The sequence below is a fragment of the Pseudomonas sp. B14(2017) genome (assembly GCF_002113255.1).
Taxonomy (GTDB): domain Bacteria; phylum Pseudomonadota; class Gammaproteobacteria; order Pseudomonadales; family Pseudomonadaceae; genus Aquipseudomonas; species Aquipseudomonas putida_Z.
Map to the genome: position 1 here is coordinate 1 of NZ_NEJY01000026.1, position 24905 is coordinate 24905.

Here is a 24905-nt window from a genome sequence, read left to right on the forward strand (position 1 = left end):
GGCGACAGGGTGGCCACCAGCGACTCCATGCCGATGTGCTGGAAGCCGCGCCGGGCATCGACCTGCAGCCCGGCAAAGGCTACGCAGAGGTCGGCGCGGCCGCTGTCCAGCAGGTGCACGGCCTCTTCCTGCGGGGCGCTGAGCAAGGCGATGTCCAGCAGCGGGTGCCGCTCACCCAGGCGAGCGATGGCCGCCAGCAGCGGGCGGTGGTCGATGTCCGGCACCACCGCCAGGGTCAGGCTGCTCTCCAGCCCCTGGGACAGCTCCAGGGCATGCACCTGCAGCAGCCCCAACTGCTCGGCGATCAGCCGGGCACGGGGTTCCAGCGCCATGGCCTGGGCGGTCGGGCGGACTTCCCGCGGGCCGCGCTCGAACAGGGTGTAGCCCAGTTCGGCCTCGAGGTTGCCGATGGCCATGCTCACGGCCGAAGGCACCCGCTGCAGGGCGCGCGCGGCGGCGGAAAACGAACCGCGGTCGAGCACGGCGAGAAACAGCTGGATATTGTCGCTGGAAAAGTTCATGGCAGCCTCCTGTCAGTAGATCTGACAGCTGCTGACTTTTGCTGTCAAGCATGATGAAGCATGATCGCGCCCCATCGCTTTTGTCATTGGAGGTAACCCCGGGTGCAGGGACTCAAACGCAAACTGGTCTACGTGACTTTCTATGAACTGATCGGGCTGTGCATGTCGACCCTCGGGCTGGCCTACCTGTCGGACACCCAAGCGTCGCATACCGGGCCTCTGGCGGTGATGATCACCACCATCGCCATGCTCTGGAACCTGATCTACAACACCCTGTTCGAGTGGTGGGAGAGCCGCCAGGCCACGCGCGGGCGCAGTGTGGCACGGCGGGTGGCGCATGCCATCGGCTTCCAGCTGACCCTGGTGGTGTACCTGATCCCGCTGATTGCCTGGTGGCTGGACATGACATTGCTGGAGGCGTTGCTGGTGGATATGGCGTTCATCGTGCTGGTGCCGTGCTACACCTTTGCCTACAACTGGGCGTTCGACCGGATCTTTGGCTTGCCCAGTTCTGCGTTGGCTACGGCCTGACGCGATACCTGTGGCGGCCTCTTCGCGGGCACAGAAAACCACTACTAAGGCGGCAAGCGAATGATCAAAGGCTCCTGCTGCTGCTTCACCTGCTGCTCAACCGGTTGTTCAGCCGGCTTTGGCGCACTGGCCAGCAAGCTGTCCTCGACCTGCCCCGACAGGTAGTACACCCCCGACATGGCCCCGCTCTGGCGGTTCTCCATCAGCTCCTGCCATTCCTGGTTCAGCGCCACGTTGAGGATCACCCGCAACTGCTCGACCATCTGCGGGTGTTCGCGGTCATGGGTCATCATCCCGTAACCGGCCGCCGCAATCGAAATCATCGCCCCCGCCACCTTGCCCACCGCCGACGCCACGGCACTGGCGATGCCGCGCGGGGCCAGGGTGGCGCCGAGCTTTTCGCTGGCCTGGTTGGCCACCGAGTTCAGCCCGACATCGGTCCTCCCGGGGCCTTTGCCGGCCTGCTGGTGCAGGTGCTGGCGCATGGCTTGCCAGGCCGGTTGCTGGGCTAGCGACTTGGCCCGCAGTAGTTGGTACAGGCTGGCATTGCGCGCATCCGGCGGCCCCAGGGCGATGGCGGGGATGCGGTTGAGGCGCTGGCTGAACTGCTCGGGGGGCGCGTTGTAGCGGCTGATGATGGCCGGCAGCTGCTGGCCGAGCAGTTGCAGGTACAGCTCGCTGGCACGGTCGCGGATGCCTTCGGGGTTGATCTGCTCGGCCACCGGTTCGATCACCCGCTTGTGGTACTGCTCCTGCAGGTACAGCGCCAGGCGCTTTTCCGCCGGCTCCCGGCCTTCACCACTGTCGATCTTGTACCAGGCCACCTTGAGGGTCAGCCACTGCTGGGTCCAGTAGCCGGTGAACCACGGGACAAAGTCGCTTTCGGTGCGCTGCTGCACCTGTTCCTTCCACACTCGCATGGAGCGCCGGGCATAGTCGTTGGCCGAGCTGGCGGCGCCGACCGAGGCTTCGATCAGTTCCTGGTCGATGCGTTGCCAGGCGGCGGGGGTGAGCACCACCGGTGGTGGCGGGACAGGTGGCGGCTTGCCTGCGCAGCCGGCCAGGGCCAGCAGCAGGCACAGCAGCAGGAGGACTCGAGTGCTCACGCAACCGCCTCCCTGATAGAGGCTGGGGTGGTTCTCGGAGTATAGGGTGGGGAGTGAAGGGCTGCCGTGCAGCCTATCGGCCATCGCCCGGCCAACGCGATCCATGTAGGAGCGGCCTTGTGTCGCGAAAGGGCCGCAAAGCGGCCCCGGCAATTTCTGCTGCACAGCTGAAATCCTGGGGCCGCTTCGCGCCCCATCGCGACACAAGGCCGCTCCTACAAGGGGGGCGTCAGCTTGAATCGGTCATTCCAGGTCGAGCTTTTCTTCCAGGCGGTCGAGATGCTTGTGCATCAGCCCCAGCGCTGCCTCGGCATCGCCGTGCTCCACGGCATCGATGATCGCCGCATGTTCCTGCCACGCGCAGTGGTCGCAGCATGGCGACTCGTAGCGGGCGATGATCAGCGAGGTCATCGGCACCAGGCCGTTGAGGAACCGTGCCAGTGGCGCATTGGCGGCCACCTGTGCCAGTTTCAGGTGAAACTCGCCGCCCAGGCGGATCGCCGCACAACGCTCGCCGTTCTCATGGTGCTGGCGCTCGCGCTCCACCAGTTGTCGCAACTGGCGAATCTGTACCGGCCGGGCGCGTTGCGCGGCCAGGGTGATCAGCGTGGTTTCGGCCAGGCGCCGGGCGCTGAGCACCTGGCGGGCCTGCTCCGGGTCGGGCGCGGCCAGATGCGCAGTGTGGCTGGGGCGCTGCACCACCACCTGCTGGTCGGACAGGCGCCCGAGCACGCGGCGGATCACTGTACGGCTGACGCCAAAGGCGTGGCCCAGCGCCTGTTCGGGCAACAGGCTGCCAGGTGGCAGGCGCTGTTCGAGAATGGCATCGAACAGCCGCGGGTAGATCTGCTCGGCCGACAGGCGGGTTTCGCCGGCCGCGAGCAGGGCCGGCAAGTGAGGGGCGGCGTTCATGGTCGCTCTCCTGGGGTCATGGATGCGGGTGTTCGTCCGGGATGTTCAACGGGATGCCCATGCGCAACCCTTCGGCCAGGATGTGCTGGCGCATCTGGGCACTGGCCTGGGCGCTGCTGCGCTCACGTATGGCGCGCACCACCGCTTCGTTTTCCTTCAGCCGCGCGGCCAGGTGCTCTGGCGAATTGCGCAGCATGTCGGCGCTCTGCTTGAGGGCATTGCCGGTCTGTTGCACCACGCTCTGGAAGATCGGGTTGGTGGTCAGGGCGAACAGCGCTTCATGGAAGGCGATGTAGGCCCTGACGCCGGCTTCGCTGTCATCGGCCTCCAGCGCTTCACGCATGTCCATCAGGGTCAGGCGCAGCTGGCCGATGTCCTGGCTGTTGGCCGACTGCGCCACCAGGCCGACGATGAAGGGCTCGAGGGTGTAGCGCAGCTCCAGCACGTCGGCCAGGCTGGCTGCGGCGCTGGTGTCCACGCCCGGCTCCTGGGCGGCGGCATCGGCATCCAGCACCAGCACGCCCTTGCCCGGCAGCGAACGCACCAGGCCCAGGGTTTCCAGCACGGTCACCGCTTCGCGCAGGCTGGGGCGGCTGATACCCAGTTGTTCGGCCAGCTCGCGCTGGCCTGGCAGCATGTCGCCGGTACGCCATTGGCCTCGGGCGAGGGCCTGGCGCAGTTTTTCCACCACTGAGTTGACGACGGTAGATGAGCTGATCACGGTTCGCTCCTGGAAGGGCCGGCATCAGTGCCGGCCACGTTCGCTCAGAATTCCTGTTGATGGGGGTTGGGCTGCTTGCGTGGCGTGGGGGCGAAGCCGGGCTTGCCGTCGAGCACGTTGTGCGCGCGCTCCAGGTCGATGTCCTTCTCCCAGCGGGCGATGGCCACGGTGGCCACGCAGTTGCCGATCAGGTTGGTCAGCGCCCGGCCGATGCCCATGAACCAGTCCACCGCCAGTACCAGTACCAGGCCGACCACCGGGATCGCCGGCACGGCAGTCAGGGTAGCGGCAAGGATCACCAGCGCCGAGCCTGGGATGCCGTGAGCGCCCTTGGAAGTCACCAGCGACACCAGCAGGATGGTCAGCAGGTCGGTCATTGCCAGTGGCGTGCCGGTGGCGTTGGCAATGAACACGATGGCCAGGGTCAGGTAGATGGAGAAACCATCGAGGTTGAACGAATAGCCGGTGGGGATCACCAGGCCGACGGTGGAGCTGCCGATGCCCAGGTGCTCGAGCTTGCGCATGATCTGTGGCAGTACGGCATCGGACGAGGCGGTGCCCAGCACGATGGTCAGCTCTTCACGCAGGTACTTGATCAGTGGCAGCAGCTTCAGGCCCGACAGGCGCATGACCGTGCCCAGCACGATCAGTACGAAGCCGGCACAGGTCAGGTAGAACAGCGCCACCAGCCCGCCCAGGTGTTGCAGCGATTCCAGGCCGTACTTGCTGGTGGTGAAGGCGATGGCGCCGAACACGCCGATCGGTGCCAGGCGCACGATCATGCCCATGATGCGGAAGATCACGTGGCTCAGTTCGTTGATCAGCCGCGAGATGCCGGCTGCCGAGTCACCCACCAGGTTCAGCGCGCTGCCGAACAGTACCGAGAACAGCAGCACCTGGAGGATGTTGTTGTCGGCGAAGGCCCCGATCACCGAGGTGGGGATCAGGTCCATGAAGAATGCCGTGGCACCGTGGATGTGCTGGCCGCGCTCGGCCAGGCTGCTGGCGTCGGCGCTGGACAGTTGGTCCAGGTGGATGTTGGCGCCGCTGCCGATGCCGCTGGTGAAGGCGAACACCAGGCCGATCACCAGCGCCAGGGTGGTCAGCACTTCGAAGTAGATCACCGACTTCAGGCCGATGCGCCCGACCTTTTTCAGGTCTCCGGCGCCCGAGATACCGCTGACCACCACACAGAACACGATCAGGCCGATGAGCATCTTGATCAGCTTGATGAAGCCGTCGCCAAGGGGTTTGAGTTGCAGGGAAAGGTCGGGGAAGCTGAGACCGCAGGCGATGCCGAGGGCAAGGCCGAGCACGACTTGAAGGAAGATCGAACGCGAGCACCATTTGAGCATGGGAGGGATCTCTGATCGGTGTCCTTGCTTCGGTAGCCGCACGGGGCGAAAGAGCGCAGGACTTAATTATTGTGGTCTTACCGGTTTGTTCAGCGCGAAGCCATGAAAGCGCGAAAAATCCGACTTTGCAAGGTTTTTGGCCTTACCGGTCTGACCAGTTGTGGGGCAATCCAGCCTGCCTCGCTCTAATTCGGTGCGTCTGGTTGATCGGGCCGCAGTGCGGCCGTTCGCAGGTGAATCGCAGCGGCGAACCGCGTGCGCACATGAATCAGATCAGGCTTTGGCCAGTGCCTCGGGTACCTTTGCAATCAGCTTGCCAAGCGCCATGCCGACCTCAGTATTTTCGATAACGCCATGATTCATAAGGGTTATTTGCATTATGCGGGTGACCTCGTAGAGTTCGCGCCCGGCGCAATGGCGCGACTCTTGATAGCGCGTCAGCGAGCCATTGGCTTGACCTCGGCCAGTACCGGGTGCGCGACCAGCTTGTCGATGTGCAGGGTGTCGTCGTTCATCCAGCTTTCGCTGAGCAACCGGTAGTGTTCCATGTCGCGGCAGCGCAGGCGCAGGCTGTAGTCGAAGTGGCCGCTGATCAGCTGGCACTCGTGCACTTCCGGGCAGTTGCGCAGGGTGGCTTCGAAGGCCTTCTGCGCGGCCCGCCCGCTTTGGTTGGACAGGGCGACCAGCACCAGCAGCGACACCCCGGGCGCCACCTTCTGCAGGTCGATGATTGCCCCGTAGCCGCGGATCACGCCACGGCGCTCCAGCTTGCGTACACGCTCCAGGCAGGGGCGGGGGGTGAGGTGGACGAGGCTGGAGAGTTTTTCGAAGGTGATGCGGCCGTCATGGCGCAGGATGTCGATGATCGCTTCGTCGATGCGGTCGAGGGGGGGGGGCGTTGGCGTCCTTGGTGTCCATGCGCTTGGGCTTCGTTCGGAAGAGGGCATGGAAAAGGTTAGGCGGTAAAGGGGGCCGCTGCGCGGCCCATCGCGACACAAGGTCGCTCCCACAGGGATCGCGCAACCATTCGAAATGGCGGCGGCCTTTTGTGGGAGCGGCCTTGTGTCGCGAAAGGGCTGCGCAGCAGCCCCAAGGTCTATCAGGCACAGACGGAGTTAGCCTTGTTTACTGCCCGCAACTCCACCACCCGCGGCTGCAACAACCCATACAAATCCTTCGGATCCTCCAGCACCGGCACCAGCCCGATATCCGTGCCGATACCCAGTGCCTGCGCCGTATCCAGCACATAGCGCAAGGCCGAATAATCCTCCAGGGCAAACCCCACCGAGTCGAACAGCGTCACCTGTTCGGCGCGCTCACGCCCCTTGGCTTCCCCGGCAACCACACGCCAGAACTCGGTCACTGGCGAGTCCGCCGGCATCTGCTGGATCTCGCCTTCCACCCGGCTCTGCGGCTCGTACTCGACGATCACCCGGGCCCGCTCGACAATCGCCCGGTGCAGCTCGGTCTTGCCTGGGCAGTCACCGCCTACGGCGTTCAGGTGCATGCCCGGCTCGATCATCTCCGGGGTGAGAATGGTGGCGCAGGCCTTGTCAGCGGTCACCGTGGTGACGATATCGGCCCCGCGCACCGCATCGGCCACGGAGCTGGCGATGCTCAGCTTGAGGCCGGGGCGGTTGGCCAGGTTGGCGACCAATTTGGCCGAAGCGGCCGGGTCGATGTCGTACAGGCGGATTTCATCGATGCCCAGCAGGGCATTGAAGGCGATGGCCTGGAACTCGCTTTGCGAACCATTGCCGATCAACGCCATGCTGCGGCTGTCTTCGCGCGCCAGGTAGCGGGCGGCCAGGGCCGAGGTGGCCGCAGTGCGGATGGCGGTGGTCAGGGTCATTTCGCTGAGCAGCAACGGTGCACCAGTATCGACGCTCGCCAGGGCGCCGAAGGCCATCACTGTGGGCAGGCCATGGCGAGTGTTCTTCGGATGGCCGTTGACGTACTTGAAGGCGTAGCGGCTGGCGTCCGAGATTGGCATCAGCTCGATCACGCCATCCGCTGAATGGTTGGCCACCCGGGCACACTTTTCGAAGGCGGGCCAGCGCAGGTAGTCCTGACGGATGTACTCGGCCATTTCCAGCAGGCACGTGGGCAGGCCTTTGCGGTTGACCAGGCGGGCCAGGTCTTGCACATCGATATAGCGGGTCATGAGGGGTCTCCCTGCGGTCGACGCTTCCAGAGTGGGCTCTGGTTTCATTGTGCGGCGGGTGGGGAGGTAAAGCTGGCTGTAATGGGCTGTGGCGGTAGCGGCTTTGGCTGATTTCGCTGCGCTGGCAGCCGAATCGGCTGTGGTTGCCTGGCCCGGCCCTATCGCCGGCAAGCCGGCTCCCACAGGGATATCACAGGCCTTGAGAGCGGCGCTGTACCTGTGGGAGATTGCCCAGTCCTTTGGGCTGCGCTGTCGCACAGGGAACAATGTTCGAGAGCGTGCCACATTCCCTTGTGGGAGCTGGCTTGCCGGCGATGAGGCCAGCACAGGCAAAGGCAATCATCGCTCACGCAACCGCTTGTACAGCGTGGTGCGGCTGATCCCAAGCCCGCGCGCCACCGCCGACAGGTTGCCGTTGGCTTGCTCCACCAGCGCGTGCAGGTCCGCTTCCTCAGTGGCAAGCAGCACGGGGGCCTGCAACTCGGCCAGAAATCCTGCAGGCAGGTGCTCGACGCCGACAGGCCCATTACCCGCCAAGGCCAGCGCCACCTGCAGCACACTCACCAGTTCACGCATATTCCCCGGCCAGGGGTGCTGATCGAGCAGTTCGATAATGGCCGCAGGCAGCCGCGCAGGCTGCCCGGGGTCGCGGTAGCGCGCATGCACCTGCTCGATCAGTTGCCGGCGGTCACTGCGCTCGCGCAGCGGCGGCAACACCACCGCCAGCCCGGCGATGCGGTAATACAAGTCCTGGCGAAAGCGCCCGGCGCGCACTTCTTCGGCCAGGTCGCGGTTGCTCGCCGACACCACGCGGATATCCACCGCCACCGGTTCGCCGCTGCCCAATGGCTGGATGCTGCGCGTCTGCAGCACGCGCAGCAGGCGGGCCTGGGTGGGCAACGGCATGTCGCCGATTTCGTCGAGGAACAAGATGCCGTGGTGGGCCTTGCGGATCAGCCCCGGGTTGCCCTTCTGGTGGGCGCCGGTGAACGCGCCCTTGTCGTAGCCGAACAGTTCCGACTCCACCAGCTCGGCCGGGATCGCCGCGCAGTTGACCGCGATCAGCGGCTGGCTGGCGCGGCTGCTGGCCCGGTGCAGGGTATCGACGAATACCTCCTTGCCTACGCCGGTCTCCCCCTGCACCAGCACCGGGATGTCCTTTTCCAGCAGCAGACCGGCCTGCGCCAGGGCCTTCTCCAGGCGTGGCTCGGCGCTGCTGGCGGCGGGGCGGCCGGGGGCCTCGCGCGGCGGCTGCCACTGGCAATGAAAGCGGTTGCGCCCGGTGGCTTGCAGGGCGAAGGGCTGTTGCCGGGGATGGCTGAGCAGCTGTTGCAGGGGCAACTGGAACAGTTGCGCGATGTTCTGCTGCAGCGGGTTGCCCCCGAGCAGGGTGTCGGCTCGGTGATTGGCGGCCAGCACCTGCCCGTGCTCATCGAACACCAGCAGGCCGGCCCAGGGGCTGTCGAGGTTGTCGGAGGCGCTGTTGAAGATCAGTTGCGCGTGCTGGTCGGCGTGCTTGGCGAGGATCAGGCGGTTCTCCAGGCTCTGGCCCATCATGCGTACCAGACCCAGGGTCTGGCTGGCGGGCAGGTAGCCGTCGCTGGCCACATCCAGCACCCCGACCAGCTGCCGCTCGGCGTCGAACAGCGGCGTGGCGGCGCTGGACATGTAGCGGTTCTGGCGCAGGAAGTGTTCGTCCTGGCCAACGTGAATCGCCTCGGCGCAGACCAGTGCGGTGCCCAGCGCATTGGTGCCGACACCGCGCTCGTGCCAGTGGGCACCGGCGCTGAAGCCATGCTGCTGGCGCGGCTCGATGAACCGCCGCGAGCCCCAGCTGTCGAGCAGGCAGCCACTGGCATCGGCCAGCATCACCAGGTAGCTGGCATTGCCCAGCAGGTGTGCATATTGCGGCAGCACCGCTTCGCGGGTCAGGCGCAGCAGGGCCTGGCGCTGCTCCAGCAGGGCGTTCAGCTCGGCGCGGGTCAGGCAGTCGAAGTCCGGGGCGTGCTGAGGTTGCAGGCCGTGGTCGCGGCAGCGAGCCCAGGAGGCCTGGATCAGTTGGGCATGGGGCGAAGCGGATGCGGCCATGGGCCTGTCCTGTGTGATTGTTGTCATGGGGCCGACCGCTGTTCAGTGTCGTGCACGGTTGTTCAATGTCAAACCGGCAAGTGTTCAGTTGTTCAGTGCTTGTGTTCACTTGTGAACCTGCGATTGGCCGGTGTTGCCAGCAAGGCCCCGGGCCAGACGGTTGCGGTGCAACTGGCACGAAACTGGCTGTGCCCGGCAGACAAAAACCACAAGAAGGCCACGCCATGTCCCTGGTGCTGGAACAGGTCAGCCGCAGCGTCGACAACCAGGCCTGGATCGTCGATGCCTCACTGCGTTTCGAACCCGGCTCGTTCAACGTGCTGCTGGGCCGCACCCTGGCCGGCAAGACCAGCCTGATGCGCCTGATGGCCGGGCTCGATCGCCCGGACCGGGGGCGGGTGCTGATGGATGGCCAGGACGTGACTGGCGTGCCGGTGCGCCAGCGCAATGTGTCGATGGTGTATCAGCAGTTCATCAATTACCCGACCCTCAGCGTGTACGAGAACATTGCGTCACCGCTGCGCCAGGCACGCATGGACGAGCCCCAGATTCGCCGACGTGTGCAGGAAACCGCCGAAATGCTGCGCATCGAAGCCTACCTGCAGCGCCTGCCGCTGGAGCTGTCCGGTGGCCAGCAGCAACGCACGGCAATGGCCCGGGCGCTGGTCAAGGATGCCTCGCTGATTTTGTTCGACGAGCCACTGGTCAACCTCGACTACAAACTGCGCGAGGGCCTGCGCCAGGAGCTGCGCGAACTGTTCGCGGCACGCCACTGCATTGCCGTGTATGCCACCACCGAGCCCAACGAGGCGCTGGCTCTGGGCGGCACCACCACCCTGGTGCATGAGGGCCGTATCGTCCAGAGCGGGCCTACCGCCGAGGTCTACCAGCGCCCGGGCAGCGTGCTGGCTGCCGAGCTGTTTTCCGAGCCGCCGATCAACCTGGTGCCTGGCCGTATCAGCGGCAACGACGTGAGCCTGGCCCAGGCCGTGCACTTTGCCCGCAATGCCGACCTGCAGCCGCTTGCCGAGGGTGACTACCGCTTTGGCGTGCGGCCCAGCCACATCAGCCTGGTGCCGGCCCACGACGACGACCTGGAATTGTCGGTGCTGGTGGAACTGGCCGAGATCAGTGGTTCAGAGACCTTCCTGCATGTACGCAACGAACACTGGCGCATGATCCTGCACCTGCCAGGGGTGCACGAATACCAGGTGGACACGCCGATCCGCGTGTTCATCCCCACCCACAAGCTGTTCGTGTTCGACAGCGCTGGGGCGCTGGTGCAGGCCCCGGGGCTGCGCCAGGCAAGGAGAGGGTGATGGCCGAGATCCGCCTGCGCCAACTGGCGCACAGCTACAGCCGCCAGCCCGCCAGCGAGGCAGACTATGCCCTGCACGCGCTGGAGCATGTGTGGGAGCAGGGCGGTGCCTACGCCTTGCTCGGGCCGTCGGGCTGCGGCAAGTCGACCTTGCTCAACATCATTTCCGGGCTGCTGACACCGTCCCACGGCGAGGTGCTGTTCGACGGCAAGCCGGTCAACCAGCTGTCACCACAGGCGCGCAACATCGCCCAGGTGTTTCAGTTCCCGGTCGTGTACGACACCATGACGGTGTTCGACAACCTGGCGTTTCCCTTGCGCAACCAGGGGCTGGACGAAGCCCGGGTGCAGGCCCGGGTGGAGGAAATTGCCGAGGTGCTCGACCTCTCGGCCGTGCTGCGCAAGAAGGCGCGCAACCTCAGTGCCGACGAAAAGCAGAAGGTCTCCATGGGCCGTGGCCTGGTGCGCGATGACGTGTCGGCGATCCTGTTCGACGAGCCGCTGACGGTGATCGACCCGCACCTGAAGTGGAAGCTGCGGCGCAAGCTCAAGCAGATCCACGAGCAGTTCAACATCACCATGATCTACGTCACCCACGACCAGTTGGAAGCCTCGACGTTCGCCGACAAGATCGCGGTGATGCACGGCGGGCGCATCGTTCAGTTCGGCACCCCGCGCGAACTGTTCGAGCGGCCGCGGCATACCTTCGTCGGTTACTTCATCGGCAGCCCGGGGATGAACCTGATCGAGGTATGCGCCGAAGCGGACGGGGTGGCGTTCGGCGATATTCACCTGGTGCTGCCCGGGCAACTGCGGGAGCACCTGCGAGAGCGCCTGGCGGCCACAGGCGGTGGACGCCTGCAGGTAGGCATCCGCCCGGAATTCGTGCAGCTGTGGGACAGCCCGTTCGATGACGCCTACCCGGCACGGGTGCTGGACGTCGAGGACCTGGGCACCTACCGCATCGTCACCCTCGAACTGGGCGGTGTCGCGCTCAAGGCGCGCCTGGGCGAGGACCGCCCGCTGCCGGTGGCCCAGGCCTGGGTCAGCCTGCCGGCGCAGTGGCTGATGCTGTACGTCGACGATGTACTGCTGGAGGCCGGGCCATGAACAAGGTGCCGAACAACAAGGCCTGGTGGCTGGTGCTGCCGGTGTTCCTGCTGGTGGCATTCAGTGCGGTGGTGCCGATGATGACGGTGGTCAACTACTCGGTGCAGGACATCTTCGACCAGTCCAACCGCTACTTCGTCGGCGCCGACTGGTACCGCCAGGTGCTGCGCGACCCGGCGCTGCACGATGCGCTGCTGCGCCAGTTCATCTATTCCGCCTGCGTGCTGCTGATCGAGATCCCGCTGGGCATCGCCATTGCCCTGACCATGCCGACCAAGGGGCGCATGGCCTCGGTGTGCCTGATCGTCATGGCCATCCCGTTGCTGATCCCGTGGAACGTGGTTGGCACCATCTGGCAGATTTTCGGCCGGGCCGACATCGGCCTGCTCGGCGCCACCCTGGCCAAGCTCGGGGTCAGCTACAACTACGCCGGCGACCCGTTCGACGCTTGGCTGACCGTGCTGGTGATGGACGTGTGGCACTGGACATCGCTGGTGGCGTTGCTCTGTTATTCGGGGCTGCGCGCCATCCCCGACGTGTACTACCAGGCTGCGCGCATCGACCGCGCCTCGGGCTGGGCGGTGTTCCGCCATATCCAGTTGCCCAAGCTGAAGAACGTGCTGCTGATCGCGGTGATGCTGCGCTTCATGGACAGTTTCATGATCTATACCGAACCCTTCGTGCTGACCGGTGGCGGGCCCGGCAACGCCACCACCTTCCTCAGCCAGACCCTCACGCGCATGGCCGTGGGGCAGTTCGACCTGGGCCCGGCGGCGGCATTCTCGCTGGTGTACTTCCTGATCATCCTGCTGGTTTCGTGGCTGTTCTACACAGCCATGACCCATGCCGACAAGGACTAGGCCATGAGCACGCGCAAATCGCTGGCCCTTTTGCTGTACTTCGTCTTCCTGCTGGTGCCTATCTACTGGCTGCTGAACATGTCGTTCAAGAGCAACACCGAGATCCTCGGCGGCCTGACCCTGTGGCCACAGGCGTTCACCCTCGACAACTACCGGGTAATCTTCACCGATGCCAGCTGGTACAGCGGCTACATCAATTCGCTGTACTACGTGTGCCTGAACACGGTGATTTCGCTGCTGGTGGCGCTGCCAGCGGCATATGCCTTCTCGCGTTACCGCTTCCTCGGTGACCGGCACCTGTTCTTCTGGCTGCTGACCAACCGCATGGCGCCACCGGCGGTGTTCCTGCTGCCGTTCTTCCAGCTGTATTCGTCGATCGGCCTGTTCGATACCCATATCGCCGTGGCCCTGGCCCACTGCCTGTTCAACGTGCCGCTGGCGGTGTGGATCCTCGAAGGGTTCATGTCTGGTGTGCCGAAGGAAATCGACGAAACAGCCTACATCGACGGCTATAGCTTCCCGCGCTTCTTCGTGAAGATCTTCATCCCGCTGATTGGCTCCGGCATCGGCGTGACGGCGTTTTTCTGTTTCATGTTCTCCTGGGTCGAGCTGCTGCTGGCGCGCACCCTGACCTCGGTGAATGCCAAACCGATCGCCGCGGTGATGACCCGTACCGTGTCGGCCTCGGGCATCGATTGGGGCGTGTTGGCGGCGGCGGGGGTACTGACCATCTTGCCGGGCATGCTGGTGATCTGGTTCGTGCGCAACCATGTGGCCAAGGGCTTCGCCCTGGGCCGGGTTTGAGGAGGGCAAGGCATGGAGTGGATGGCCTGGACCTTGCCGACGGCGCTGTTCTTCGCCGCCGTTGGCGTGCTGCTGCTGGGCATGACCCTGCTCGAACTGCGCCGCCCCTGCGTGGAGCGACGCGGCTTCCTGCCGCTGGTCACCAGCCGTGGCGACCGCTTGTTCATCGGCCTGCTGGCCAGCGCCTACCTGCATTTGCTGGTGGTTGGCGTCAGCGAATGGCCATTGTGGGTGGCCTCGCTGCTGTCGCTGGCGTGGCTGGTGGTGGTGCTGCGCTGGGGCTGAGCGAGCGGCCCTGTGGGATAACTGAAACGGGAGATCACAATGTTCGACAACAAGTACAACAGGCGACATTTGACCCTGGCCGCGTTGCTGGTACTGGCCAGCGTGCAGGGCACAGCCTGGGCCGACCAGTACGAGGATGCGGCAAGGAAGTGGCTCGGCAGTGAGTTCAAGCCTTCGACCCTTACCCCTGAACAGCAGCTGGCCGAGTTGAAGTGGTTCATCAAGGCTGCCGAGCCGTTCCGCGGCATGAAGATCAACGTGGTGTCGGAAACCATCACCACCCATGAATACGAGTCCAAGGTGCTGGCCAAGGCCTTCAGCGAGATCACCGGTATACAGCTGACCCACGACCTGTTGCAGGAAGGCGACGTGGTGGAAAAGCTGCAGACACAGATGCAGTCGGACAAGAACATCTATGACGGCTGGGTCAACGACTCCGACCTGATCGGTACGCACTTTCGCTACGGCAAGGTGGAATCGATCACCGACCTGATGGCCAACGAAGGCAAGGACTACACTTCGCCGACCCTGGACCTGAAGGACTTCATCGGCATTTCCTTCACCACCGCGCCGGATGGCAAGGTCTACCAACTGCCCGACCAGCAGTTCGCCAACCTCTACTGGTTCCGTGCCGACTGGTTCGAGCGGCCCGAGCTGAAGGCCAGGTTCAAGGAAAAGTACGGCTACGAGCTGGGCGTACCGGTGAACTGGTCGGCCTACGAGGACATTGCCAGGTTCTTCACCGAAGACGTCAAGGAAATCGACGGCAAACGCGTTTATGGCCACATGGACTACGGCAAGAAAGACCCGTCGCTGGGCTGGCGCTTCACCGATGCCTGGTTCTCCATGGCGGGTGGCGGCGACAAAGGCCTGCCCAATGGTTTGCCGGTGGACGAATGGGGCATTCGCGTGGAGGACTGCCACCCGGTGGGGTCCAGCGTGACCCGTGGCGGCGACACCAACGGCCCGGCCGCCGTGTATGCCACGCAGAAGTACGTGGACTGGATGCGTGCCTATGCGCCCAAGGAAGCCCAGGGCATGACCTTCTCCGAAGCCGGCCCGGTGCCGGCCCAGGGCAACATCGCCCAGCAGATCTTCTGGTACACCGCGTTTACCGCCGACATGACCAAGCCCGGTTTGCCGGTGGTGAACGCCGACGGCACGCCGAAGTGGCGCATGGCGCCTTCACCGAAGGGGCCGTACTGGGAGGAGGGGATGAAGCTGGGCTACCAGGACACCGGTTCGTGGACCTTCTTCAAGTCCACCCCCGAGAAGCAACGCCTGGCTGCGTGGCTGTACGCCCAGTTCGTTACCTCCAAGACCGTGTCGCTGAAAAAGACCATCGTCGGCCTCACGCCGATTCGCGAGTCGGACATCAACTCCCAGGCCATGACCGAACTGGCGCCCAAGCTGGGCGGGCTGGTGGAGTTCTACCGCAGCCCGGCGCGGGTACAGTGGACACCGACCGGCACCAACGTGCCGGATTACCCGCGGTTGGCGCAGTTGTGGTGGAGCCACATCGCCGAAGTGGCCAGTGGCGAGAAGACCCCGCAGGAAGCGCTGGACGGCCTGGCCCGCGACCAGGACCGGATGATGGAGCGCTTGCAGCGGTCCAACGCCCAGGCCACCTGCGCACCGAAGCTGAACCCGGAGAAGGACGCCCAGTACTGGTTCGACCAGCCCGGGGCGCCGAAACCGAAACTGGCCAACGAAAAGCCCAAGGGCGAGACGGTCAGCTACAACGAACTGCTGAAGTCGTGGGAGGCGGCCAGGAAGTGACCGGCTGAATACCGCGCTGGCTTCTTCGCGGGCTTGCCCGCTCCCACAAGTACCCCGCGCAGTACCTGTGGGAGCGGGCAAGCCCGCGAAGAGGCCGGTAAAGCCAGTGCATATTTTACGGGCAAAAAAAACGGCACCTGCCAGAGGTGCCGTTTTCATGTCACGCGGTATTACTTGTGCAGCTCTTCCGCCGCATACAGCGTGTTCTCCAGCAGGCATGCGCGGGTCATCGGCCCGACGCCGCCCGGCACCGGCGTGATCCAGCCGGCGCGCGGCAGGGCGGTCTCGTAGACCACGTCGCCGACCAGCTTGCCGTCTTCCTGGCGGTTGATGCCCACGTCAATGACGATGGCACCTTCCTTGATCCACTCACCCTTGACCAGCCCCGGCTTGCCTGCGGCCACTACCACCAGGTCGGCGCGGCCGACATGGCCGGGGAGGTCCTTGGTGAAGCGGTGGCAGACGGTCACGGTGCAGCCGGCCAGCAGCAGCTCCATGGCCATCGGGCGGCCAACGATGTTGGAGGCGCCGACGATGACCGCGTTCATGCCGTACAGGTCCTGGCCGGTGCTTTCCAGCAGGGTCATGATGCCCTTCGGCGTGCACGGGCGCAGCAGCGGGATGCGCTGGGCCAGGCGGCCGATGTTGTACGGGTGGAAGCCGTCCACGTCCTTGTCCGGGCGGATGCGCTCGAGCAGCAGCGAGGCGTCCAGGTGCGCCGGCAGTGGCAACTGCAGCAGGATACCGTCGACGGCCGGGTCGTCATTGAGGCGGTCGATCAGCTCGGTCAGGGCCTGCTGCGTGGTTTCGCTGGGCAGGTCGAACGCCTGCGAAATGAAGCCGACCTCTTCGCAGTCCTTGCGCTTGTGCGAGACATAGACTTGGGAGGCGGGGTCGGTGCCGACCAGGATCACCGCCAGGCCCGGCGTACGCAGGCCTTGCTGGCGACGCTCCACGACACGTTGAGCGATCTGCTGGCGCAGGCTGGCGGCGATCGCCTTGCCATCGATTAGGTGTGCAGTCATAGACGCGTGATTAACCATCGAGAAGGAAACAATTAAAGAGGGCGCATTCTCGCACGACATGGGCCAAGGGCAAAGGCGGGTGGTCGGGCAAATCCCCTAAGCCCTTAAATAATTTAAATTTTTTTGAGAAAGGTGTTGACGACTATCAGGCCCGCCTATAAGATTCGCCGCACTTGTCGGGCACAGCCTAGCACTGGTTGGCTAAGTCGGGCAGAATGAGTGGTTTAGCAGTTACCTGTTAAGGTCTCGTTCGGTTAGGCTTCAAGCTTAAGCGCCCGTAGCTCAGCTGGATAGAGCATCCGCCTTCTAAGCGGATGGTCGCAGGTTCGAGTCCTGCCGGGTGCGCCATTAGGCAGCTTTGGCAAGCAAGTAGGCTGTAATGCAATATGGTGGGCGTAGCTCAGTTGGTAGAGCGCTGGATTGTGATTCCAGTTGTCGTGGGTTCGATTCCCATCGTCCACCCCATATTCTTCAAAGGCGCCTCGATAGCATCTGGCGCCTTTGTTTTAAGCGTTACGCGGACGTGGTGAAATTGGTAGACACACTGGATTTAGGTTCCAGCGGCGCAAGCTGTAAGAGTTCGAGTCTCTTCGTCCGCACCATGCTTCTGTAAGGCTGTACCGCAACATCGCAAGACTGCAATATGGTGGGCGTAGCTCAGTTGGTAGAGCGCTGGATTGTGATTCCAGTTGTCGTGGGTTCGATTCCCATCGTCCACCCCATATTCTTCGAAGGCGCCTTGATCGTGAGATCGGGCGCCTTTTTGTTTTGCGCCCTGATCTGGTGGCGCTGCGCTCAGGTGAGGGCAGGGCTGTTTTCCGGTACCAGGCGCACCTCTACGCGATGCCCGAGGGCACGCGCTGCGCTGGCCAAGGTTGCCAGTGTCATGCCAGGGTCGTTCTGGTCGAGCGCCCGGTCAACCGCAGTGCGGCTGGTGTGCATGCGCTCGGCCAATGCCTTCTTGCTGATCTTCTGCGCTTTCATGGCCTCAGCGATCTGCCAGGCGATCAAGCGCTTCAGGGCAGCTGCGGATACCTCCTCTGCAAGGCCCTCGCCTGCCAGGAAGTCGTCGAAGTCGGAGCCGATATGTGTGGTCATTGCTTGTGCCTCTTTATGGCGGCTTGGCGCTGCCTGGCGGCGGCCAGGTCTGGCGCTGGTGTTTTCTGGCTCTTCTTGATGAAGCCGTGAAGCAGGACCATGGTGTTTCCATCCGCGGTAAAAAGAACCCGGGCGATCGTGTTCTCAAGGTTGACCCTGGCCTCCCATAGGCCTTTCCCGAGCTTCCTGACAATGGGCATGCCTAGCGGCCATCCGATTTGTATTGTCTTGATCTCGGTTCCAATCAGGTGTTTGTGGGTGCGGGGGAGTGAGGTCAACCATTCGCGTACAGGCTCATTGCCGGCTTCGGTGCGAAAGAAGCGGACTTCTAGTGTTGTTGCGTTCCTGTCCATGGAAGTGTACCAAAAAAGGTACTCCATTCAAGCGCAGGGCAATCGCTTGTGCGATAGCGTGTTTCCCGCAGCGCTGTAGGAGTGTTCGCCGGGTTGCAAATCAATCGAGCCCGGCCCTTGCAATCCTCTAGTGACATCCCAATAAAAGCTGTTAGATTTCAGCCGGTTGAAACACCGGCCCATTTGGCCGGCAGAGGAACAGCCCGATGATCGCAAAAGAAGCCCGTCAGGCCCTGGCGCTACAGCGCTTTGCCGAGGCCAACCCGCAGCTGCTCGAAGAGATCCGTGAGCTGGATGCGCGCGAGCAGGCCCAGCAGATCGAGTGGGCGTTCGAGGATGCGGCCGAGGAGCAGGGTATCCAGCCTTGGGAGCTGGCCCTGCAACTGATCGCCGAAACCCCCGAGCAGCTGCAGGCCATGCGCCTGGAGACGCACCGCGAGGTAGCTGAGGCGCTGGGGATGGAGTGGGAGGAGTACTGCCAGTTCAACGAAATCGACCCTGAATAAAGGCAGCGAATTCGTTCCTGGTAGTTGTTTGACAAGGTATTTCGGCTGCAGGTCGCCCCGGGCGTCGTGCGGCCCCCATTGAAACAGGCCCGGCGTTATGTCGTGCGGGCCTTGAAAGTTAATCGACCGGCGTGGTTTCCCGTCGTCCCGAGTGGGGTGACTTCTGCTGCGCGACTCACTAGAATGCTTGCCCTTGATTCTGGAGTCGGGCTAACGCCGGCTAACGTCTGTGCAACGAGGAATATCCATGCAAGTTTCTGTTGAAAACACTTCCGCTCTCGAGCGCCGCATGACCATCGCCGTTCCGGCCGAGCGCGTCGAGAACGAAGTCAACAAGCGTCTGCAACAGACTGCCAAGCGCGCCAAGGTTGCCGGCTTCCGCCCAGGCAAAGTGCCGATGAGCGTGATCCGTCAGCGTTTCGAAGCCGATGCCCGTCAAGAGGCTTTCGGTGACCTGGTCCAGGCTTCCTTCTACGAAGCCATCGTCGAGCAGAAGCTGAACCCGGCTGGCGCCCCTGCGGTAGAGCCGAAGTCCTTCGAAAAGGGCAAGGACCTGGAATTCGTCGCCATCTTCGAAGTGTTCCCGGAGTTCACCGTTGGCGGCCTCGAGTCGATCAACGTCGAGCGCCTGAGCGCCGAAGTGGCTGACGCCGACCTGGACAACATGCTGGAAGTGCTGCGCAAGCAGAACACCCGCTTCGAGGCCGTCGAGCGCGCCGCGCAGAACGACGACCAGGTCAACATCGACTTCGTCGGCAAGGTCGACGGTGAAGTGTTCGCCGGTGGTTCGGCCAAGGGCACCCAGCTGGTACTGGGCTCCGGCCGCATGATCCCAGGCTTCGAAGATGGCCTGGTTGGCGCCAAGGCTGGCGAAGAGCGCGTTGTCAACGTGACCTTCCCTGAGGACTACCAGAACCTGGACCTGGCTGGCAAAGCCGCCGAGTTCACCATCACCGTCAACAGCGTTGCTGCTCCTGTGCTGCCAGAGCTGAACGAAGAGTTCTTCGCCCAGTTCGGCATCAAGGAATCGACCCTGGAAGGCTTCCGCACCGAAGTTCGCAAGAACATGGAGCGTGAACTGCGCCAGGCCATCAAGGCCAAGGTGAAGAACCAGGTCATGGACGGTCTGCTGGCTGCCAACCCGATCGAAGTGCCGAAGGCCCTGCTGGAAAACGAAGTCAACCGTCTGCGCGTGCAGGCTGTTCAGCAGTTCGGTGGCAACATCAAGCCTGAGCAACTGCCGGCCGAGCTGTTCGAAGAACAAGCCAAGCGCCGTGTGGTCCTGGGCCTGATCGTGGCCGAAGTGGTCAAGCAGTTCGAGCTGAAGCCGGACGAAGGCAAGGTTCGCGAAATGATCGAAGAAATGGCTTCGGCTTACCAAGAGCCTGAGCAGGTCATCGCCTGGTACTACAAGAACGACCAGCAACTGAACGAAGTCCGTTCGGTTGTGCTGGAAGAACAAGTTGTAGATACTGTTCTGCAGAAAGCGACTGTGACCGACAAGTCGGTCTCGTACGAAGATGCCGTTAAACCAGCACAGGCTCCAGCCGCCGCTGAGTAACAGGCTTCTCTCGTAGGAAACCCCCACAAGCCAGCCTTCGAGCTGGCTTGTGCGTATTCAAGCCATGACTATTTGGGAGTGAGCGCAGGACATGTCCCGCAATTCTTATATTCAGCAGAGCTCTGACATCCAGGCCGCAGGCGGCCTGGTCCCGATGGTTATCGAGCAGTCCGCCCGTGGCGAACGCGCTTACGACATCTACTCGCGCCTGTTGAAGGAGCGTGTGATCTTCCTGGTTGGCCCGGTAGAGGACTACATGGCCAACCTCGTCGTCGCGCAACTGCTGTTCCTTGAAGCGGAAAACCCGGACAAGGATATCCATCTGTACATCAACTCGCCGGGCGGTTCCGTCACCGCCGGCATGTCGATCTACGACACCATGCAGTTCATCAAGCCGGACGTCTCGACCATCTGCATCGGCCAGGCCTGCAGCATGGGCGCCTTCCTGCTGGCTGCAGGTGCCAAGGGCAAGCGTCACTGCCTGCCGAACTCGCGCGTGATGATCCACCAGCCGCTGGGCGGCTTCCAGGGTCAGGCCACCGATATCGAGATCCACGCCCAGGAAATCCTCAATATCAAGGCCCGCCTGAACGAGCTGCTGGCCTACCACACCGGCCAGGATCTCGAGACCATCAAGCGCGACACCGAACGTGACAACTTCATGAGCGCCTCGCGCGCGGCCGAGTACGGCCTGATCGACTCGGTCTACGACAAGCGGCAACTGGCCTCCTGAACCGGGGTGCCAGAGCAGGTGGGCGCCGAAAGCGCCTACCTGCGGACTTGAAAAAGCCCGCAATTGCCTTCATCTTGTGTTGCAAGCCTACCGGATTGGATCGATCGAATGACTGACACCCGTAACGGCGAGGACAGCGGCAAATTGCTTTATTGCTCCTTCTGCGGCAAAAGCCAGCACGAAGTGCGCAAACTGATTGCCGGGCCCTCGGTATTTATCTGCGACGAGTGCGTCGACCTGTGCAACGACATCATCCGTGAGGAGGTGCAGGAAGCCCAGGCCGAGAGCAGCGCGCACAAATTGCCTTCGCCGAAAGAAATCAGCGGTATCCTGGACCAGTACGTCATTGGTCAGGAACGCGCGAAGAAGGTGCTTGCCGTAGCGGTGTACAACCACTACAAGCGCCTGAACCAGCGTGACAAGAAGGGTGACGAAGTCGAACTCGGCAAGAGCAACATCCTGCTCATCGGGCCAACCGGCTCGGGCAAGACCCTGCTCGCCGAAACCCTTGCACGCCTGTTGAACGTACCGTTCACCATTGCTGACGCCACCACCCTGACCGAAGCCGGTTACGTGGGTGAGGACGTCGAGAACATCATCCAGAAGCTGTTGCAGAAGTGCGACTACGACGTGGAAAAGGCCCAGATGGGCATTGTCTACATCGACGAGATCGACAAGATTTCGCGCAAGTCGGACAACCCGTCCATCACCCGTGACGTCTCGGGCGAGGGCGTGCAACAGGCACTGCTTAAGCTGATCGAAGGCACCGTGGCCTCGGTTCCGCCGCAAGGCGGCCGCAAGCACCCGCAACAGGAATTCCTGCAGGTCGATACCCGCAACATCCTGTTCATCTGCGGTGGCGCCTTCTCGGGCCTGGAAAAGGTCATCCAGAACCGCTCCACCAAGGGTGGCATCGGTTTTGGCGCCGAAGTACGCAGCAAGGAAGAGGGCAAGAAGGTTGGCGAGTCCCTGCGTGAGGTCGAGCCGGACGATCTGGTCAAGTTTGGCCTGATCCCGGAATTCGTCGGTCGCTTGCCGGTACTGGCAACCCTCGACGAGCTGGACGAGGCTGCGCTGATGCAGATCCTCACCGAGCCGAAGAACGCCCTGACCAAGCAGTATGCCAAGCTGTTCGAGATGGAAAGCGTCGACCTCGAGTTCCGCAGCGATGCGCTCAAGGCCGTGGCGCGCAAGGCCCTGGAGCGCAAGACCGGCGCCCGTGGCCTGCGTTCGATCCTCGAAGGCGTGCTGCTCGACACCATGTACGAGATTCCTTCGAAGAAGGATGTCAGCAAGGTGGTGATCGACGAGAGCGTCATCGATGGCACCTCGCAGCCGCTGATGATCTACGAGAACAGCGAGCCGCAAGCCAAGGCCGCACCGGACGCCTGATCCAGGCAATGGCCGGTTGACGGTTGCAAGCAAGAAGGGGCCTACGGGCCCCTTTCTGCTTTTCCTGCGCTAGCGCTTGTAATTTCCCAAGTGTGCCCCCACATTAGGTCCAAGCATCATTTCCACCGGTTTCCGGCCATAAGGCCGCTGTAGAGGCGAAATCATGAAGACCACCCTCGACTTGCCTCTTTTGCCATTGCGCGATGTCGTTGTTTACCCGCACATGGTCATCCCGCTGTTCGTGGGGCGCGAAAAGTCCATCGAAGCCCTTGAGGCGGCGATGACGGGCGAAAAGCAGATCCTCCTGCTGGCCCAGAAAAACCCGGCCGACGATGATCCGGGCGAAGACGCCCTGTACCGCGTCGGTACCGTTGCCACCGTGCTGCAATTGCTGAAACTGCCCGATGGCACCGTCAAGGTGCTGGTCGAGGGCGAGCAGCGCGGCGCCGTGGAGCGTTTCAGCGAAGTAGAAGGGCACATCCGTGCCGAAGTTTCCCTGATCGACGAAGTCGACGCCGCCGAGCGCGAGTCGGAAGTGTTCGTGCGCACGCTGCTGTCGCAGTTCGAGCAGTACGTGCAGCTGGGCAAGAAAGTCCCTGCCGAAGTGCTGTCGTCGCTGAACAGCATCGAAGAGCCAGGGCGCCTGGTCGATACCATGGCCGCACACATGGCCTTGAAGATCGAGCAGAAACAGGAAATTCTCGAAATCGTCGACCTGCCGACCCGTGTCGAGCACGTACTGGCGCTGCTGGATGCCGAAATCGACCTGCTGCAGGTCGAAAAGCGCATTCGCGGTCGGGTCAAGAAGCAGATGGAGCGCAGCCAGCGCGAGTACTACCTGAATGAGCAGATGAAGGCCATTCAGAAAGAGCTCGGCGATGGCGACGAAGGCCACAACGAAGTCGAAGAGCTGAAAAAGCGCATCGAAGCCGCTGGCCTGCCCAAGGACGCACTGGCCAAGGCCCAAGCCGAGCTGAACAAGCTCAAGCAGATGTCGCCGATGTCGGCCGAGGCCACCGTGGTCCGGTCCTACCTCGACTGGCTGGTGCAGGTGCCGTGGAAGGCCCAGAGCAAGGTGCGCCTGGACCTGGCCAAGGCCGAGGAAATCCTCGATGCGGACCACTACGGCCTGGAAGAGGTCAAGGAACGCATCCTCGAGTACCTTGCCGTGCAAAAGCGCGTCAAGAAGATCCGCGGGCCGGTACTGTGCCTGGTCGGCCCACCCGGCGTCGGCAAGACCTCGCTGGCCGAGTCGATCGCCGCTGCCACCAACCGCAAGTTCGTGCGCATGGCCCTGGGTGGTGTGCGTGACGAGGCCGAGATCCGTGGTCACCGCCGTACCTACATCGGTTCCATGCCTGGCCGCCTGATCCAGAAGATGACCAAGGTGGGGGTGCGTAACCCGCTGTTCCTGCTGGACGAAATCGACAAGATGGGCAGCGACATGCGTGGCGATCCGGCCTCGGCACTGCTCGAAGTGCTCGACCCGGAGCAGAACCACAACTTCAACGACCACTACCTGGAGGTCGACTACGACCTCTCGGACGTGATGTTCCTGTGCACCTCGAACTCGATGAACATCCCGCCGGCGCTGCTCGACCGGATGGAAGTCATCCGCCTGCCGGGCTACACCGAGGACGAGAAGATCAACATCGCGGTCAAGTACCTGGTGCCCAAGCAGGTCAAGGCCAACGGCTTGAAGAAGGACGAGCTGGAAGTCGACGTCTCGGCGATCCGCGACATCATCCGCTTCTACACCCGCGAAGCCGGTGTGCGTGGCCTGGAGCGGCAAATCGCCAAGGTCTGCCGCAAGGTGGTCAAGGAACATACCGGGCAGAAGCAGGTCAAGGTCAAGGTGGCCAGCGAGCAGCTGGAACACCTGCTGGGTGTGCGCAAGTTCCGCTACGGCCTGGCCGAGCAGCAGGACCAGATCGGCCAGGTTACCGGCCTGGCCTGGACCCAGGTGGGTGGCGAACTGCTGACCATCGAAGCCGTGGTCATCCCCGGCAAGGGCCAGCTGATCAAGACCGGCTCGCTGGGCGACGTCATGGTCGAGTCGATCACCGCCGCGCAGACCGTGGTGCGCAGCCGTGCCCGCAGCCTGGGTATCGCCGCCGACTTCCACGAGAAGCACGACGTCCATATCCACATGCCGGAAGGCGCCACGCCGAAGGACGGCCCGAGTGCCGGTATCGGCATGTGCACCGCGCTGGTGTCGGCGCTGACGCAGATTCCGGTACGTGCCGATGTGGCCATGACCGGCGAAATCACCCTGCGTGGCCAGGTGCTGGCCATTGGCGGGTTGAAGGAAAAACTGCTGGCGGCACACCGTGGCGGGATCAAGACGGTGATCATTCCCGAGGAGAATGTTCGCGATCTGAAGGAGATTCCGGAAAATATCAAACAGGATCTGCAGATCAAACCGGTCAAATGGATTGACGAAGTCCTGCAAATTGCGCTGCAATACGCCCCGGAGCCCTTGCCAGATGTGGCTCCGGAGATTGTCGCGAAAGATGAAAAGCGCGACGGCGATGCTAAGGAAAGAATTAGCACGCACTAGTAGTTTTTGGCTGGGGGGCTTTCCTTGACAGTTTTTTCGGGGCCTTGCTATAAAGCGGCACGCTATTGTCATCAGGCCACCCAGCGCACGTTTCATAAGCTTTTCATTACATACTTAGAAACA

23 protein-coding genes and 4 tRNA genes are annotated in these 24905 nt (G+C 63.1%); 16 read left to right on the top strand and 11 right to left on the bottom strand.

The features are described 5' to 3' along the window. On the bottom strand, positions 1 to 521 hold a 521-nt coding region (locus CAG34_RS24190; protein ID WP_143516536.1), incomplete at its 3' end, for a LysR family transcriptional regulator. Positions 522 to 623: 102 nt separating this feature from the next. Here CAG34_RS24190 and CAG34_RS24195 point away from each other — a divergent pair. Then, positions 624 to 1052: a PACE efflux transporter gene (locus CAG34_RS24195; RefSeq protein ID WP_085592870.1), complete on the top strand. Its 429-nt coding sequence runs from the start codon at positions 624 to 626 to the stop codon at positions 1050 to 1052. 44 nt (positions 1053 to 1096) lie between these two features. On the opposite strand, the gene CAG34_RS24200 is transcribed toward CAG34_RS24195, so the two are convergent. The 7 genes from CAG34_RS24200 to CAG34_RS24230 form a co-directional block, all read right to left on the bottom strand. Then, positions 1097 to 2158, bottom strand: coding sequence for a hypothetical protein (locus CAG34_RS24200; protein ID WP_085592872.1), 1062 nt, complete (start codon positions 2156 to 2158; stop codon positions 1097 to 1099). 243 nt (positions 2159 to 2401) lie between these two features. After that, positions 2402 to 3070 carry a GntR family transcriptional regulator gene (locus tag CAG34_RS24205; protein ID WP_025338407.1) on the bottom strand — a complete coding sequence of 223 codons (669 nt, stop codon included), beginning with the start codon at positions 3068 to 3070 and terminating at the stop codon, positions 2402 to 2404. Positions 3071 to 3086: 16 nt separating this feature from the next. Continuing rightward, positions 3087 to 3791 (bottom strand): FadR/GntR family transcriptional regulator, encoded by a 705-nt coding sequence (locus CAG34_RS24210; protein ID WP_025338408.1) that lies wholly within the window; start codon positions 3789 to 3791, stop codon positions 3087 to 3089. 44 nt (positions 3792 to 3835) lie between these two features. Then, positions 3836 to 5146 (bottom strand): C4-dicarboxylate transporter DctA, encoded by a 1311-nt coding sequence (locus CAG34_RS24215; protein WP_003260726.1) that lies wholly within the window; start codon positions 5144 to 5146, stop codon positions 3836 to 3838. Positions 5147 to 5583: 437 nt separating this feature from the next. After that, on the bottom strand, positions 5584 to 6093 hold the full coding sequence (locus CAG34_RS24220; protein WP_085592874.1) for an Lrp/AsnC family transcriptional regulator: 510 nt from the start codon (positions 6091 to 6093) through the stop codon (positions 5584 to 5586). Between the two features lie 152 nt (positions 6094 to 6245). After that, on the bottom strand, positions 6246 to 7310 hold the full coding sequence (locus tag CAG34_RS24225) for an ornithine cyclodeaminase (RefSeq protein WP_085592876.1): 1065 nt from the start codon (positions 7308 to 7310) through the stop codon (positions 6246 to 6248). Positions 7311 to 7649: 339 nt separating this feature from the next. Then, positions 7650 to 9398 carry a sigma-54-dependent Fis family transcriptional regulator gene (locus CAG34_RS24230; RefSeq protein ID WP_085592878.1) on the bottom strand — a complete coding sequence of 583 codons (1749 nt, stop codon included), beginning with the start codon at positions 9396 to 9398 and terminating at the stop codon, positions 7650 to 7652. Positions 9399 to 9622: 224 nt separating this feature from the next. Between CAG34_RS24230 and CAG34_RS24235 the strand changes: the two genes are divergently transcribed. The 6 genes from CAG34_RS24235 to CAG34_RS24260 are packed head-to-tail and all read left to right on the top strand — an operon-like array spanning position 9623 to position 15554. Continuing rightward, positions 9623 to 10717, top strand: a complete 1095-nt coding sequence (locus CAG34_RS24235) for an ABC transporter ATP-binding protein (RefSeq protein WP_025338412.1) — start codon at positions 9623 to 9625, stop codon at positions 10715 to 10717. Next, positions 10717 to 11826, top strand: a complete 1110-nt coding sequence (locus CAG34_RS24240) for an ABC transporter ATP-binding protein (protein ID WP_085592880.1) — start codon at positions 10717 to 10719, stop codon at positions 11824 to 11826. The genes CAG34_RS24235 and CAG34_RS24240 overlap by 1 nt, the downstream gene beginning before the upstream one ends. Next, positions 11823 to 12686: a carbohydrate ABC transporter permease gene (locus CAG34_RS24245; RefSeq protein WP_013971875.1), complete on the top strand. Its 864-nt coding sequence runs from the start codon at positions 11823 to 11825 to the stop codon at positions 12684 to 12686. Before CAG34_RS24240 ends, CAG34_RS24245 begins: the two co-directional genes overlap by 4 nt. Positions 12687 to 12689: 3 nt before the next feature. Continuing rightward, positions 12690 to 13490: a carbohydrate ABC transporter permease gene (locus CAG34_RS24250; RefSeq protein ID WP_085592882.1), complete on the top strand. Its 801-nt coding sequence runs from the start codon at positions 12690 to 12692 to the stop codon at positions 13488 to 13490. A gap of 12 nt (positions 13491 to 13502) precedes the next feature. After that, positions 13503 to 13775, top strand: coding sequence for a DUF2160 domain-containing protein (locus CAG34_RS24255; protein ID WP_013971877.1), 273 nt, complete (start codon positions 13503 to 13505; stop codon positions 13773 to 13775). Positions 13776 to 13814: 39 nt separating this feature from the next. Next, entirely contained in the window at positions 13815 to 15554 is a 1740-nt protein-coding gene (locus tag CAG34_RS24260; protein WP_013971878.1) for an ABC transporter substrate-binding protein, read from the top strand. A 170-nt stretch (positions 15555 to 15724) separates the two neighbouring features. Here CAG34_RS24260 and folD read toward each other — a convergent pair whose 3' ends face one another. Further along, on the bottom strand, positions 15725 to 16579 hold the full coding sequence (gene folD, locus CAG34_RS24265) for a bifunctional methylenetetrahydrofolate dehydrogenase/methenyltetrahydrofolate cyclohydrolase FolD (RefSeq protein ID WP_025338415.1): 855 nt from the start codon (positions 16577 to 16579) through the stop codon (positions 15725 to 15727). Between the two features lie 271 nt (positions 16580 to 16850). Here folD and CAG34_RS24270 point away from each other — a divergent pair. The 4 genes from CAG34_RS24270 (at position 16851) to CAG34_RS24285 (ending at position 17301) form a co-directional block, all read left to right on the top strand. Beyond that, a tRNA-Arg gene (locus CAG34_RS24270) sits at positions 16851 to 16927 on the top strand. A gap of 41 nt (positions 16928 to 16968) precedes the next feature. Continuing rightward, a tRNA-His gene (locus tag CAG34_RS24275) sits at positions 16969 to 17044 on the top strand. Between the two features lie 52 nt (positions 17045 to 17096). Next, positions 17097 to 17181 (top strand) — tRNA-Leu (locus tag CAG34_RS24280). A gap of 44 nt (positions 17182 to 17225) precedes the next feature. After that, positions 17226 to 17301, top strand: a tRNA-His gene (locus CAG34_RS24285). Positions 17302 to 17374: 73 nt separating this feature from the next. Here the strand turns inward: CAG34_RS24285 and CAG34_RS24290 are convergent. Continuing rightward, entirely contained in the window at positions 17375 to 17677 is a 303-nt protein-coding gene (locus CAG34_RS24290) for an XRE family transcriptional regulator (protein WP_085592884.1), read from the bottom strand. After that, the gene (locus tag CAG34_RS24295; protein ID WP_085592886.1) at positions 17674 to 18030 is read right to left on the bottom strand and encodes a type II toxin-antitoxin system RelE/ParE family toxin; all 357 of its coding nucleotides are present in this window, start codon (positions 18028 to 18030) and stop codon (positions 17674 to 17676) included. The genes CAG34_RS24290 and CAG34_RS24295 overlap by 4 nt, the downstream gene beginning before the upstream one ends. A gap of 206 nt (positions 18031 to 18236) precedes the next feature. On the opposite strand from CAG34_RS24295, the gene CAG34_RS24300 reads away from it, so the two are divergent. From CAG34_RS24300 to lon, 5 genes are all read left to right on the top strand, one after another. After that, positions 18237 to 18536, top strand: coding sequence for a DUF6388 family protein (locus CAG34_RS24300; protein WP_025338418.1), 300 nt, complete (start codon positions 18237 to 18239; stop codon positions 18534 to 18536). 247 nt (positions 18537 to 18783) lie between these two features. Further along, positions 18784 to 20097 (top strand): trigger factor, encoded by a 1314-nt coding sequence (gene tig / locus CAG34_RS24305; RefSeq protein WP_024086620.1) that lies wholly within the window; start codon positions 18784 to 18786, stop codon positions 20095 to 20097. A 91-nt stretch (positions 20098 to 20188) separates the two neighbouring features. Then, on the top strand, positions 20189 to 20830 hold the full coding sequence (clpP, locus tag CAG34_RS24310; RefSeq protein WP_003259400.1) for an ATP-dependent Clp endopeptidase proteolytic subunit ClpP: 642 nt from the start codon (positions 20189 to 20191) through the stop codon (positions 20828 to 20830). 108 nt (positions 20831 to 20938) lie between these two features. Beyond that, positions 20939 to 22222, top strand: coding sequence for an ATP-dependent Clp protease ATP-binding subunit ClpX (clpX, locus tag CAG34_RS24315; protein WP_025338419.1), 1284 nt, complete (start codon positions 20939 to 20941; stop codon positions 22220 to 22222). Positions 22223 to 22385: 163 nt separating this feature from the next. Then, on the top strand, positions 22386 to 24782 hold the full coding sequence (gene lon, locus CAG34_RS24320) for an endopeptidase La (RefSeq protein WP_015269697.1): 2397 nt from the start codon (positions 22386 to 22388) through the stop codon (positions 24780 to 24782). The last annotated feature ends 123 nt before the right edge of the window (positions 24783 to 24905 follow it).

Coding starts and splice junctions, on each gene's coding strand:
- CAG34_RS24205 (WP_025338407.1), bottom strand. CDS start 3,070: ATGAACGCCGCCCCTCACTTGCCGGCCCTGCTCGCGGCCGGCGAAACC.
- CAG34_RS24215 (WP_003260726.1), bottom strand. CDS start 5,146: ATGCTCAAATGGTGCTCGCGTTCGATCTTCCTTCAAGTCGTGCTCGGC.
- CAG34_RS24220 (WP_085592874.1), bottom strand. CDS start 6,093: ATGCCCTCTTCCGAACGAAGCCCAAGCGCATGGACACCAAGGACGCCA.
- CAG34_RS24225 (WP_085592876.1), bottom strand. CDS start 7,310: ATGACCCGCTATATCGATGTGCAAGACCTGGCCCGCCTGGTCAACCGC.
- CAG34_RS24230 (WP_085592878.1), bottom strand. CDS start 9,398: ATGGCCGCATCCGCTTCGCCCCATGCCCAACTGATCCAGGCCTCCTGG.
- CAG34_RS24235 (WP_025338412.1), top strand. CDS start 9,623: ATGTCCCTGGTGCTGGAACAGGTCAGCCGCAGCGTCGACAACCAGGCC.
- CAG34_RS24240 (WP_085592880.1), top strand. CDS start 10,717: ATGGCCGAGATCCGCCTGCGCCAACTGGCGCACAGCTACAGCCGCCAG.
- CAG34_RS24245 (WP_013971875.1), top strand. CDS start 11,823: ATGAACAAGGTGCCGAACAACAAGGCCTGGTGGCTGGTGCTGCCGGTG.
- CAG34_RS24250 (WP_085592882.1), top strand. CDS start 12,690: ATGAGCACGCGCAAATCGCTGGCCCTTTTGCTGTACTTCGTCTTCCTG.
- CAG34_RS24255 (WP_013971877.1), top strand. CDS start 13,503: ATGGAGTGGATGGCCTGGACCTTGCCGACGGCGCTGTTCTTCGCCGCC.
- CAG34_RS24260 (WP_013971878.1), top strand. CDS start 13,815: ATGTTCGACAACAAGTACAACAGGCGACATTTGACCCTGGCCGCGTTG.
- folD (WP_025338415.1), bottom strand. CDS start 16,579: ATGACTGCACACCTAATCGATGGCAAGGCGATCGCCGCCAGCCTGCGC.
- CAG34_RS24290 (WP_085592884.1), bottom strand. CDS start 17,677: ATGACCACACATATCGGCTCCGACTTCGACGACTTCCTGGCAGGCGAG.
- CAG34_RS24295 (WP_085592886.1), bottom strand. CDS start 18,030: ATGGACAGGAACGCAACAACACTAGAAGTCCGCTTCTTTCGCACCGAA.
- CAG34_RS24300 (WP_025338418.1), top strand. CDS start 18,237: ATGATCGCAAAAGAAGCCCGTCAGGCCCTGGCGCTACAGCGCTTTGCC.
- tig (WP_024086620.1), top strand. CDS start 18,784: ATGCAAGTTTCTGTTGAAAACACTTCCGCTCTCGAGCGCCGCATGACC.
- clpP (WP_003259400.1), top strand. CDS start 20,189: ATGTCCCGCAATTCTTATATTCAGCAGAGCTCTGACATCCAGGCCGCA.
- clpX (WP_025338419.1), top strand. CDS start 20,939: ATGACTGACACCCGTAACGGCGAGGACAGCGGCAAATTGCTTTATTGC.
- lon (WP_015269697.1), top strand. CDS start 22,386: ATGAAGACCACCCTCGACTTGCCTCTTTTGCCATTGCGCGATGTCGTT.